13 protein-coding genes and 1 riboswitch are annotated in these 11,996 nt (G+C 65.1%); of the genes, 8 read left to right on the top strand and 5 right to left on the bottom strand.

The annotated features are described in order from the left end of the window. The first annotated feature begins 296 nt into the window (after positions 1-296). The 4 genes from ACP7AX_RS16920 to ACP7AX_RS16935 are packed head-to-tail and all read left to right on the top strand — an operon-like array spanning position 297 to position 4,157. Complete coding sequence (locus ACP7AX_RS16920) at positions 297-1,304, top strand: dehydrogenase (protein ID WP_426228054.1); 1,008 nt, start codon at positions 297-299, stop codon at positions 1,302-1,304. A 3-nt stretch (positions 1,305-1,307) separates the two neighbouring features. After that, positions 1,308-1,703: a 6-pyruvoyl trahydropterin synthase family protein gene (locus ACP7AX_RS16925; protein ID WP_426228056.1), complete on the top strand. Its 396-nt coding sequence runs from the start codon at positions 1,308-1,310 to the stop codon at positions 1,701-1,703. A 6-nt stretch (positions 1,704-1,709) separates the two neighbouring features. After that, on the top strand, positions 1,710-2,900 hold the full coding sequence (locus ACP7AX_RS16930) for a glycosyltransferase family 4 protein (RefSeq protein WP_426228058.1): 1,191 nt from the start codon (positions 1,710-1,712) through the stop codon (positions 2,898-2,900). A gap of 3 nt (positions 2,901-2,903) precedes the next feature. Further along, a complete protein-coding gene (locus ACP7AX_RS16935) occupies positions 2,904-4,157 on the top strand; it encodes a DNA glycosylase AlkZ-like family protein (protein WP_426228060.1) in 1,254 nt (417 codons plus the stop codon). Between the two features lie 53 nt (positions 4,158-4,210). Here ACP7AX_RS16935 and tadA read toward each other — a convergent pair whose 3' ends face one another. Continuing rightward, positions 4,211-4,732: a tRNA adenosine(34) deaminase TadA gene (tadA, locus tag ACP7AX_RS16940; protein WP_426228062.1), complete on the bottom strand. Its 522-nt coding sequence runs from the start codon at positions 4,730-4,732 to the stop codon at positions 4,211-4,213. 87 nt (positions 4,733-4,819) lie between these two features. Between tadA and ACP7AX_RS16945 the strand changes: the two genes are divergently transcribed. From ACP7AX_RS16945 to ACP7AX_RS16960, 4 genes are read left to right on the top strand one after another with little or no spacing between them, the layout of a single operon-like run. After that, entirely contained in the window at positions 4,820-5,641 is an 822-nt protein-coding gene (locus tag ACP7AX_RS16945; protein WP_426228174.1) for a phosphatase PAP2 family protein, read from the top strand. Positions 5,642-5,653: 12 nt separating this feature from the next. Continuing rightward, positions 5,654-6,289 (top strand): uracil phosphoribosyltransferase, encoded by a 636-nt coding sequence (gene upp / locus ACP7AX_RS16950; RefSeq protein ID WP_131133554.1) that lies wholly within the window; start codon positions 5,654-5,656, stop codon positions 6,287-6,289. A 52-nt stretch (positions 6,290-6,341) separates the two neighbouring features. Further along, positions 6,342-6,731: a glyoxalase superfamily protein gene (locus ACP7AX_RS16955; protein ID WP_426228064.1), complete on the top strand. Its 390-nt coding sequence runs from the start codon at positions 6,342-6,344 to the stop codon at positions 6,729-6,731. A gap of 50 nt (positions 6,732-6,781) precedes the next feature. Continuing rightward, entirely contained in the window at positions 6,782-7,462 is a 681-nt protein-coding gene (locus ACP7AX_RS16960; protein WP_426228066.1) for an HAD-IA family hydrolase, read from the top strand. Here the strand turns inward: ACP7AX_RS16960 and ACP7AX_RS16965 are convergent. The 4 genes from ACP7AX_RS16965 to ACP7AX_RS16980 form a co-directional block, all read right to left on the bottom strand. Then, a complete protein-coding gene (locus tag ACP7AX_RS16965; protein WP_426228068.1) occupies positions 7,443-7,886 on the bottom strand; it encodes a YdeI/OmpD-associated family protein in 444 nt (147 codons plus the stop codon). The two genes, ACP7AX_RS16960 and ACP7AX_RS16965, sit on opposite strands and share 20 nt — an antisense overlap. 186 nt (positions 7,887-8,072) lie before the next feature. After that, the gene (locus ACP7AX_RS16970) at positions 8,073-8,843 is read right to left on the bottom strand and encodes a hypothetical protein (RefSeq protein WP_426228070.1); all 771 of its coding nucleotides are present in this window, start codon (positions 8,841-8,843) and stop codon (positions 8,073-8,075) included. A gap of 5 nt (positions 8,844-8,848) precedes the next feature. Next, positions 8,849-8,999: riboswitch (cyclic di-AMP (ydaO/yuaA leader) on the bottom strand. A gap of 127 nt (positions 9,000-9,126) precedes the next feature. After that, positions 9,127-10,626: a HAMP domain-containing sensor histidine kinase gene (locus tag ACP7AX_RS16975; RefSeq protein WP_426228072.1), complete on the bottom strand. Its 1,500-nt coding sequence runs from the start codon at positions 10,624-10,626 to the stop codon at positions 9,127-9,129. Positions 10,627-10,633: 7 nt separating this feature from the next. After that, positions 10,634-11,374 carry a response regulator transcription factor gene (locus ACP7AX_RS16980; RefSeq protein ID WP_426228074.1) on the bottom strand — a complete coding sequence of 247 codons (741 nt, stop codon included), beginning with the start codon at positions 11,372-11,374 and terminating at the stop codon, positions 10,634-10,636. Positions 11,375-11,996: the final 622 nt, after the last annotated feature.

Consider the following 11,996-nt stretch of genomic DNA (forward strand, 5'->3'; position numbering starts at 1 on the left):
CACCCACCAGGCTGGATCTCACCCACCGGCAGGAGCTACGCCACCGAAGAACCCGACTGGGAACCACCCCAACTACCGGACAACTGGCCGGCACAAGTGTCAGCAGGCGACTTGCACGTGGATGATGGTCGGCCCAGAGATTCACTTCCCGATCATCCCTAGTCTTAGCCGCTTGCGAGGCGGTCGAGGTCAGGGCTTCAGTCTGCGCGAAGTCAGGAAAGCCCAGGCCAGACACAGCCGTACGGCGGCGGGTTGCTTTCGCAGCGTCCATCCCGGGGACTAGATTCGTAAGCAAGATGACTAACTCACGCAAAGCAGCGCGGGCAACCGCCTACTGGACCACCGGACCCGAACAAGGTGAGCTACGGAGCGAACCGCTGCCCGTTCCCGGGCCCGGCGAAGCGCTCGTCCGCACCCTCTACTCGGGCATCAGCAAGGGGACGGAGATCGTGGTGCACACCGGCTCCGTACCGCCGCGGGTGGCAGAGGAGATGCGGGCGCCGCACCAGGAGGGTTCCTTTCCTTCTCCGGTGAAGTTTGGCTACCTGTCAGTCGGCGTCGTCGAACAGGGACCTGCTGACTGGATAGGTCAGAAGGTCTTCTGCCTCAACCCGCATCAGGACCGCTACGTGACCGCCACACAAGACCTCACCAGGATCCCTGATGACGTCCCGGCCCGGCGCGCGGTGCTCACGGGAACCGTCGAAACAGCCATCAACGCGCTGTGGGAAGCAGGCCCGCGCCTGGGCGACCGGATCGCGGTTGTGGGAGCGGGCCTTGTGGGCGGCATGGTGGCTACGCTGCTGCGCACGTTTCCGCTGGGCCGCCTCCAACTCGTCGATCTTGATCCGGAGCGCAAGAACCTGGCGGACCGGCTGGGAGTCGGCTTCGCCCATCCGGACGACGCCCTGCCCGACTGCGACATCGTGTTCCATTGCTCCGCATCCCAAGCAGGGTTGGGGCGCAGTCTGCAGCTGACGGGCGATGAGGGTGTGGTGATCGAGATGTCCTGGTACGCCAACCGCGAGGTCGCAGTGCCGCTCGGCGAGGACTTCCACGCCCGACGGCTCTCGATCCGCGCTAGCCAGGTTGGAGTTGTGGCCAGGGCACGGAGGCACCGGCGCACCAACGCGGACCGGCTCGAGCTGGCAGTGTCACTCCTGAAAGATCCGGTGTTCGACGCATTCCTCACCGGCGCATCCCCGTTCGTGGACCTGCCGGAAGTTGTACAGAACCTTGCCGACGGAACGCTCGAGGCCCTGTGCCATGTGATCGAATACCCCGACCCCAAAGACAAGAGGTAGCCAGTGTTCAGCCTGACCGTCCGACGCCACTTTATGATCGCCCACAGCCTCCCGCGGGATGTTTTCGGCCCGGCCCAGGCCCTGCATGGGGCGACCTTCGTAGCGGAGGTGACCTTCCGCCGTCGTGCGCTAAATCAGGACGCTATCGTGCTGGACATCGGTGCTGCCGGCGGCATTATCGAAGAAGTCCTCGCTGGCCTCAATTACCGCAATCTGGACGAGCACCCGGACTTTGCCGGCAAGCTCAGCACCACGGAGGCGCTGGCTGAGTACATCGCCCAGTCTGTTTCGTCGAAGCTTAAGGACAGCGCCGACGGCCGTGAACTGACGGCCATCGACGTCACCCTCCGCGAAAACCCGGACGCCTGGGCCACCTTTTCGCTGGACCTGACCGCCTGATCGCCCGTGCACGTCACTTTCCTGGTTCCGGGCAACATCCGTCACAACTCCGGCGGCAACGTCTTCAACGCGCGGCTGGCCGAGGGCCTAAGGGCGCTGGGCGTTGAGGTGGACATAGTCCCGGTAGATGGCTCCTGGCCCGATGCCAGCGCCAAGGAACGGCGCCGGCTGGGTGGTCTGCTGGGCGCTTGGAAGCTGGGCACCTGGAAGCCGACGGCGGAGGTACCGCCGGGAACTGTAACCCTGGTGGATGGCCTGATCGCTTGCGGTGCCCCGGACGAGATTGAGTACGCCGCCGCAGCCGGCCAGAGAACCTGGGTCCTGCTGCACATGCCCTCACCCAGCCATCCCGACGCCGAGAAGCGGTCCTTGCGGGCAGCCGCTGGCGTGGTCTGCACCAGTGAGTCAGCCGCTGCCCATGTCAGCGACAAGTACGGGCTGTCAGGCAGGGTGGTGCTCCCCGGGACGAATGCGGCACCGTTGGCGGCCGGCTCGGAGCCGCCGCACCTCATCGCGGTAGCCGCACTGCTCCCCAACAAGGACCAGACGCTGATCGTTGCGGCGCTGGCGCAGCTCCAGGATCTGGCCTGGAGTGCGTCGCTGGTGGGAACGGTCGACGCCGACCCCGCGTACGCGGAACTGGTCCGGTCCGCGATTGCCTCCCACGGATTGGAAGGCCGGGTGCAGATGACCGGCGAGCTGGTGGGAAAGTCGCTGGCGGATACATGGAACCGGACGGACCTGAGCCTGCTCGTATCGAAGGCGGAATCGTTTGGTCTGGTGGTCACCGAGTCATTGGCACATGGGATCCCGGTCATCGTCCGGCAGGGGACAGGTGCGGAGGATGCATTGGGCATGGGGAGCAGTACGCCCCACCCTCGGGTCGGTGAAGAAAGCGCTCGGTTGGCTGAAGCGGCCGCCCTGCCAGGTACCGCCGTCGGGCTGGCCGGTCCTGAAAACGACCAACCGGACGTGCTCGCTGCCGTGATCCGGGGATGGCTGACGGACGCCGCCCTCCGCGACGATTGGCGAACGGCCGCCGTCGCTGCCCGGGACAGGCTGCCGGGCTGGGACGCCACGGCGCTGAACGTGCTGGAGATCCTCGCGGCGTCGGCGTCGGCGTCGGCAACAGCACCTGCAACTGCAATGCCCGCTGAGGTGCCGCCTACCGCGGGAGGGACCTCCAGTGCACAATGAGGCATGACTACGCATGCCGTCCCAGATGCCGAAGTGAACACGCAAACGCCGCCGCCCGAGAATCCTTCGCCGGACCTGCTCACCCCTGAGTTGCTGCAGGCGTGGGCCTGGCATAAGCAGGGCCTCGACGGGTCGTTGCTGGGTGCGGATGCCGCCGAGGTGTTCTCGTCAGCGGGATGGGCCCGCTCCGTCGGTGGCGCGAACCCGTATCTGACGCTCTTCGCCCGCGCCGGAACCAGCCGCGACGAGGCAGACGCCGACGTCCTGTCCCTGAAAATCCACGAATTACCCACCGCCCGCGGCTGCACTTACGTCCTGGGAAACGAGGATTTTGCCTGGGGCCTCCAGATTGGCCGGGATGCTGCCGTGGCACCGTTCAGGGTGCTCGCCAGAATGGGCGTCGACCGCGGTGAGATTACGCTCCTGGAAGAGGAGATCCTCCATGCCCTTGCGGAAGCGGGTGGCCCGCTGGACCCCAAGCAGCTCAAGGACGTGCTGGGCGGTTCGGTCCGGAACCTGGGCGACGAAGGCAAGAAGAAGGGCGCCGCAACCACACTTCCGGCGGCCCTCGGCCTCCTGCAGGCTGACGGCCGGATCCGCCGGGTACCGGTCAACGGGCGCCTCGATCAGCAGCGGTACGCGTACACAATCTGGAACCTGCAGCCCACGGCAATGGCCGACGCCGCCGCCCGCAGCCTCCTGATGGAGCGGTACCTGGGCTGGACCGGAGGAGCCACGGCCAAACAATCGCAGTGGTTCACCGGGTTCACGTTGGCCCACACCAAGGCGGCACTTGCCGCCACCGCGGCCGTGGAGGTCCCCACCGCGAACGGGGAGGTGCTGTGGATGCTGCCCGACGACGTCGGGCGCCTCGCTGCTTACGAGCCGCCGGGGAAGGAACAGATCCAGTTGCTCGCGGGCACCGACTCGCTCGTCCTCCTTCGGCGGAATTCGGCTGAACTCTTCGCCGAGGAGGACAAAGACAGGAAAGTGCTTGGCTCAACGCTCGCATTGCAGGCCGATCTCCCGGATCACCCCATCGTGGACCGCGGCCGGATCATCGGACTCTGGCAGTACGATCCCGGAAACGCCCGGATCGCCCATTGGCTCTTCGACGGCGCCACCCCGGCCGTAAGCCGGCGCATTGCCGAAGTGGAAGCCTGGATCCGGGACGAGCTCGGTGACTTCCGCTCATTCAGCCTGGACTCGCCCAGCTCCCGCCAGGACCGGATCGATGCGTTGGATGCTGCGGGCTAGGGGTTCATGGATCGCAGCTGGAGTTCGCGGGGTCAAAAGCTGGGGTCCGCGGGTCACAGCCCGCTGGGGTGGGCGGCGGTGCGGTGGGCCGCGAAGAAATCCCTCAGCAGGGCACCGCATTCCTCTTCCCTGACACCGCCGTAAACCTCCACCCAATGATTGAGGCGCCGCTCGCGGAGAACATCAAAGACTGAGCCCGCAGCGCCGGCTTTCTCGTCCCAGGCGCCAAACACCACGCGGGGAATCCTCGCCAGCACAACAGCTCCGGCGCACATGGCGCACGGCTCAAGGGTGACCACAAGGGTGCAGTCCGCGAGCCGCCAGCCATCACCGGTGCCGCCGCCGATCCTCGCCAGCTCGCGTAACTTCTCCGCGGCCTCGCGGATGGCCACTACTTCGGCATGGGCAGTGGGGTCTCCCAACTCCTCCCGCTGGTTCCGTCCCGAACCCAGCACTCCGCCGTCGGGACCAATCACCACAGCGCCGATGGGCACGTCCTCTGTGTCCAGTGCCCGCCGGGCCTCCTCCAGGGCAAGGGCCATCCACTCGCCGTGTTCCTTTTCTGCCGGGACCATGGCTCAATGATAGTTTCGAAGGATATCCAGCCAACAAAGCATGGACGCCGGGGAGGCAACGTGGACACGGACACCCTCAGGGAACGCCTGGGACTTTGGTTCAAGCCGTACGCCGCGCTGTGGATCACGCTGCTGGTAGGTGGCGCGCTGGTGGTAGCTATGGCGCTGCTGGGTGCCGAGGTGTACGACAACGTTGTGGATGACGAGGGCCTCGCATCCCTGGACCTGCCCGCACTGGACGCCGCGCAGGACCTGCGGAACCCCGGCCTGGATGCCGCAGTGACTGCCTTCACAAACATTGGCGGGGGCATTGGCATGCCCATTCTGGCGAGCATCCTGACCGCTTGGCTCACCTTCCTGAGCAGGACCTGGCGGCCCATCATTCTGGTTGGCGGGGCCGCAGCCGTATCCACCACGGCCACCACCTTCGGCAAACGCCTGGTGGGCAGGACCCGCCCGGACCACGCCGAAGCGGTCCCGCCTTACGAAACCTCGCCATCATTTCCCAGCGGCCACACACTCAACACCACGGTGGTGATAGGTGTGCTCATCTACATCATGTGCCTTCAGTTCGAAATGCTCTGGGCCCGCATCACAGCCATCACCGCAGGCGCAATCTTCATCATCGCCATGGGTCTGAGCCGGGTGTTCCTGGGCCACCACTGGCTGACTGACGTGATGGCCGGCTGGTTCCTTGGCCTTGCCTGGGTGGGCATGGTGATCCTGGCGCACCGGCTCTTCCATCTGACGCGCAAGCATGAGCATGCCGGGCCGGCTCCCACGTTCGAACACCCGGTCCTGCGGGACGACCACACCGAAGATGGTGCGCGTGTTCAGGGCTCAACAGGGGGCTCAACTGAACGCGGTGCAGGCGGTGGATCCTCGGGCGGTGGCTCTGCGCCCGGGTGATAGTTTTGACCCATGCGCACTCTCGTTGTGGACCACCCGCTGGTCGCCCATAAGCTCACCGTCCTGAGGGACAAGAACACCCCGTCACCGGTCTTCCGGCAGCTGACGGAAGAGCTGGTGACCCTCCTGGCTTACGAGGCCACCCGCGAGGTCCGCACCCAGCCGGTCACCATCGAGACTCCGGTCAGCACCACGGTGGGAACCGCCTTCACCAAGCCCACTCCGCTGGTGGTTCCCATTCTCCGCGCCGGCCTGGGCATGCTCGAAGGCATGACCAAGCTCGTCCCCACCGCCGAAGTGGGTTTCCTGGGCATGGCCCGGGATGAAGAGACCCTGGACATCATCACCTACGCCGAGCGACTCCCCGAGGACCTCACCGACCGGCAGATTTTCGTGCTGGATCCCATGCTGGCCACCGGCGGCACTCTGCGCGAAGCCATCAAGTTCCTGTTCAAGCGTGGCGCTTCGGATGTGACCTGCATTTGCCTCCTGGCCGCACCGGAGGGTCTGGCCAAGCTGGAGGAAGAACTGGCCGACGCCAACGTAACCATCGTCCTGGCGTCCATCGACGAGAAGCTCAACGAGAAGTCGTACATCGTCCCCGGGCTCGGCGACGCAGGCGACCGCCTCTATGGCATCGCAGGCTGACAGAGGGCAGCCGGCCCTACCGGATTCCCAGCCCCGCCGCTACCCTGTGCGGATGGACTGGAAACTTGAACTCGTTTTTGTGCCCGTATCCGACGTCGACCGCGCCAAGGACTTCTACGTCAACAAAGTAGGTTTCAACGCGGACTTCGACGAACGGCCCACTGACGGAATCCGCTTCGTCCAACTCACCCCGACTGGCTCCGCCTGCTCCATCAGCATCGGCGAGGGGCTCACGGATGCCCCGCCGGGCAGTGCGCCGAACCTGCAGCTCGTGGTCACTGACATCCAGGCGGCCCACGACCACCTGAAAAACAACGGCGTGGATGTCAGCGATATTGACGTGCAGGACTGGGGTCACTTCGTCTATTTTGCGGATCCGGACGGCAACAAATGGGCCGTGCAGTACATCCCCGGGCGCGACATCCCCGGACCCGGAACATAGCGCGCCGGGTAAAGCCGTATGGCGAATCCGCGCAAGGCAAAATGGGGAGCATGACCCTCCCCGCTCCTTCTGCAGCACGCACGCTCACCTGCCGTGCCGTCCTCTTTGACATGGACGGAACCCTGGTGGACTCCACGGCTGTGGTGGAGGAGGTATGGGGTGAGTTCGCGGCCCGGTACAGCCTGGACATTGCCGAAATCCTGCGGACCTCCCATGGTGTCCAGGCCGTCGATACGGTGCGGCGGTTCGCTCCGGCGGGGTCGGATGTCCTGGCGCTCACCGAGGAACTTAGTGCCATGGAACGGGTGCGGACTGCCGGCATCATCGCCCTGCCCGGGGCCGCCCGGCTGCTCGCAAGCTTGCCCGCCGACGCCGTGGCGCTGGTGACGTCCGCCGACCGGATTCTGGCGGATATCAGGATGGACGCCGCCGGACTCGCAATGCCAGGCACGTCCGTGACGGCTGACGTTGTGACCTTCGGCAAGCCGCACCCTGAGGGCTACCTGACGGCGGCACGCCTGTTGGGCGTGGAGCCCGGGGACGCCGTGGTGTTTGAAGATGCGCCGGCAGGAATTGCTGCCGGGGTGGCCGCCGGCATCCGGACCATCGCAGTGGGAGCCAACACTGGAGCGCTGCCGCCCGGCGTCCTGCATATCCCGGACTACTCAGCAGTTACCGCTTCTGTGGCTGCAGATGCGCAGGGACTAAGGACTATTTCTTTCCAGCTTTGAGATCGGCAACTACCTTCGCGATCCGCCGTGCCCGGGTCTCCGGTGTCTTGGCGTCCGCGAGGGGTTCCACATAACGCCGCTGACCGCTGTAGCTGAGCGTGGCATAGAACGCCTGCGCGTCAGGTTCGGCAGCCAAGGCCGCGGCAAGGTCGTCCGGAACCTCGACTATGCGGGGCTGCGTGTCCAGCTCGACGTGCACCTCCACGGTGTCACCGGCTGAAACGCCGGTGAACTCGCGGTTGTGCTCGCTGACAGCGATCAGGTTCTGCCCGCCCATCACGGCGATGCTGCTGCGGTAGCTTTTGCCGTTGATGGTCACCACCACCGGAGGTCGCTTGCCCGCTCCGAGTCCGGCAACCACCTCCGGCGGAACCTCTATGCCGGTCTTGTTGCCGCTGCCGAGAATGGTGGTGGTGAATTCCATGGCCCCAGTATGCCCCGGCGGGCGCGGCGCCAACAGATGCTGGGCCAGCTGGTACTACAGCTGGCGGGACCAGTAGCGTCCGGTACGGGCTGCGCCAGGTCCTTGTTCGGCCGGTATCGGGTGTGCGGCTGTTACCGGCTGTGCGGCTGGTATCAGTTGTGTGCGGCTTAGTACCAGTGGTGCGGCTTAGTACCAGTTGTTGGAGAGGTGGAAGTTCAGCGCGCCGCAGGGCGACTGGTAGCGCTCCTGGATGTAGTTCAGGCCCCAGTTGATCTGCGTGCGGTAATTGGTGCGGTAATCCGCACCGGCGCTCGCCATCTTCTCCGCAGGCAGCGACTGGACGATGCCATACGCGCCGCTGCTGGGGTTGGTGGCCGTGGTGGTCCAATCGGATTCCTTGGTCCAGAGCGTCTTCAGGCACTGCATCTGGTCAGCCGCCCAGCCGTAGGAGGCTAGCTGCCCGGCGGCGTACGCCTGGGCGCCGGCCGGGTCATCAATTGCTACAACGGGAGCGGGCGCCGGGGCAGGCTCAGGTGCCGGGGCGGGCGCAGGAGCAGGGTCAGGCGCAGGAGCCGCGGGTGCCGGCTCGGCAGCCTGAGGCGCGACGCTGATTTCGGCCGGCGCGGCTTCCGGGGAAGGCTTGGCCTGGATCTCGGCCTTTTCGAAGCTCAGGTTGGAATCCGCGTCAGCGGAGGCACCGGAAGCCGGCGCAGTCTCGCTGGCCGTCAGGAAATTGGCGTCCGAGGCATGGCCTGCGGCGCCGACGCCTACAAGGAGGGCGCACGCCGCGGTGAATACGGCTGCGCGGCGGCCAAAGGACGGGAATTTTGCGCGGGGTGACGTGGGGGAGCCGGACTCGGTAGCTCCCGGTGCCGCGCCTGCCTCGGTAACTTCATGGCGGCCGTGCAGTTTCTCTGACCCGTTCTCAGGGCGCGTTTGTACCTTGAATTCAGACATGATGGATCGCCTCTCACACCTACGGAGTTAGCTGTCGGGTTCGGATGAGGGCATCCGGCCACACGGAAAATCACGTGCTGGCTTAACCCCAAGGGCACTCGTGGCCCGGGACCGTGGGTCCCCCGCCTCTGCCTCTGAACGCGGAATCCGGGAAGCGGCAGAGCTTGGCGTCATCCGGATATGCAGCCCGATAGAGCTGCACCTAATCGACGGTACAGGAGCTCAGCGCTTAAGTCACATTTTGGTAACGGAGATCACGACGGCGGTGTGTCGGCTTGCAGGGTCAGTGGGCGAAGGGCAGGCGAAGCTTGAAAACAGTCTTGCCGGGGCCGGAATCTACGGTCACCGTTCCGCCGTGAGCCTCCACGATCGACTGGACGATGGACAAGCCGAGTCCGCTGGTGCCTTCGGAAGCCGCAGATCCGGAGGCCGGTGCCGTGCCCGCCCGGGCAGCGTCTGCGCGGGCAAAGCGCGAAAACGCCTGGTCCACGAAGTCAGCCGGCATGCCGCCGCCGTCGTCCGTTACCGTTACTTCGGCGCTCCCATCAGCTGCGCTGCAGACGCCGGTCACCACCGTGGTGCCGGGAGGCGTGTGCTTGCGGGCGTTGGAGAGCAGGTTCACCAGAACCTGGCGCAACTGCGATGCATCGCCGGTGACAGCGATCGGCTCATCCGGCAGCTCGAGACGCCAGCTGTGACCCGGGGCCATAACTTTTTCGTCACTGACGGTCTCAATTACCAGTTGGGTGAGGTCCACTTCGCCCAGTTTCAGCGGCTGGCCTTCGTCGAGCCGGGCGAGCAGGAGAAGGTCCTCCACCAGGGCCGTCATGCGTTCGGACTGGCTCTGCACGCGGGCCAGCGATTTCCGGCCGTCCGGCGTGAAGTTTTCGGTCATCCGCATTAGCTCTGTGTAACCGCGGATGGCCGTCAGCGGGGTGCGGAGTTCGTGGGACGCGTCGGCCACGAACTGCCGCACTTTGGTTTCGCTCTTCTGCCGCGCCTCCAGGGCATTGGCCACGTTGTCCAGCATGAGGTTGAGCGCGTGCCCGACGCTGCCTACCTCGGTTCCGGGATTAGAGTTCGACGGCGGGACGCGCACCGCGAGTGCCACCTCACCGGCATCCAGGGGGAGCTGCGAGACTCGGGTGGCGACCTCCGAGAGCTGCTCCAGCGGCTTCATAGTGCGCCGGATGAGCACGGTCCCGGCAAGGCCAATCAGCGCCAGGCCGCCGAGGGAAACGAATGTGAACGTCCACACCAGCGAGGCGAGGGTGCTTTCCTTGGCTGCGAGCGGAAGGCCGGTCACCAGGACGTCGCCGTAGCCGGTCGCCACGGCGACAATCCGATAATCCCCGTTGGACAGCGAACGGTCCACGGGATTTCCGTTCTGCGCCAAGGCAAGCAGGGTTTGCTTGTCCTCTGAGCTGAGGGCGGAGCGCGTGGTGTCCGAGTCGAGGTAGCCGCCGCTGTTGATCTGGCCGTTCACGATCCGCGCGTTGAGGGTTCCGACACTTTGGCCACGGGCGTCCAGCGGGTCCCTGCCGTTGAATCCGCCCGCGGGGGGCCGGCCGGGATCGTTGGACCGGGCGGCGGCCTGGGTCAACTGTTCGTCGAGTTGCCGGGTGAGGAAAGAGTCCATCGAGGCGTAGCTGAACAGTCCTACAGAGCCGCAGATGGCTACCAGCAGGGCCATGGCTAGCAATACAAGGCGGGTGCGCAGGTGCCAGGTGGCGGGTTTGAGCCAGCTCCGTGTGGGTGGCGGGGTTGCCCGCGGCGGCGACATGGCGGCGCTACTCCGCAGGCTTGATGACGTAGCCGGCGCCGCGCACGGTGTGGATCATGGGCGGGTGTACCGAGTCGACTTTTTTGCGGAGGTAGGAAATGTAGAGTTCCACGATGTTGGCCTGTCCGCCGAAATCGTAGTTCCAGACGCGGTCCAGGATTTGAGCCTTACTGATCACTCGTTTGGGGTTTTCCATCAGGTAGCGGAGCAGTTCGAACTGGGTGGCAGTGAGCTGGAGGTCGTCGCCGGCGCGGCTCACCTCGCGGGTGTCGATGTTGAGGACAAGATCGCCCACCACGAGCTCGGCGGTGTCCATAGCGGCGACACCGGACCGCTGAACCAGACGGTGCAGCCGCAGCAGGACTTCTTCCATGCTGAATGGCTTGGTGACGTAATCGTCCCCGCCGGCAGCCAGGCCGACGATCCGGTCCTGGACGGCGTCTTTGGCCGTCAGGAAAAGGGCCGGAACCTCGGGTGCGAAGGCCCTGATCCTGCCCAGCAGCTCAACGCCGTCGAACCCTGGCAGCATCACATCCAATACCAGGACGTCCGGGCGGAACTCCTTGGCGAGTTTGACGGCCTCGGGGCCATCGGCGGCCACGGCAACAGACCAGCCCGCCATGCGCAGCCCCATGCTCATGAGCTCGGAGAGGCTGGGTTCGTCGTCAACCACCAGGGCGCGGATGGGGGAGCCGTCCGGGTGGGTGAGCTGCGGGAGGTTGTTGGTCATGGAGTGCGAGGTGGCCATGTGACAACTCTCCGATCCTTCGGTTAGCGCGCGCTATGGGGTTCCTGTGAGCGTGCTGTGAATCCCAGCCTAGCGAGCTGAATTAAGGACGCTTCCCGTTTCCGGTCGTATGTGGGTAACGCCGGGCACGAAGGGGGTGCTCCTCAGCTGCCGGGGTTGGGTGCCCCACCGGGCCAAAGCGCAGATATAGCCTTTGGGGGTGGACAGAAGGCCAAAACGAGAGAGCAATTCCGGGAACTCTTACAGGGATGAATTTTCTCGCCAGAAAGTCGCGTTGGCCCGAAGCATATTCGGGACTAGCCCGCTGAAGCACCGCGTTTGTTGACTGCAACCGCGAATTCATCGCCATTCCAGAATCGTGATCTACGGCACATATAGCCCTTTTGTCTCACAATGCGGAACTAATGGGCCTTTGTTACTTGCAAGTTTTCATTGTTACGTTGCACACTTTCAATTGTGAACAAGAACTCAACAGCACCTGCAGCCGCAGAATATTGGCCCAGCACACCCGCTGCTGCCGACACTCGCTGTTGTCGAATGCACGCCTGACCTTCAGACCCCACGAAGTTCTTAGGCATTCGCCCCCAGCCCAGCGTAGGGCGCCCCTCCCCAGTTTTCATTG

The organism is Pseudarthrobacter sp. DSP2-3-2b1 (assembly GCF_049895945.1).
Taxonomy (GTDB): Bacteria; Actinomycetota; Actinomycetes; order Actinomycetales; family Micrococcaceae; genus Arthrobacter.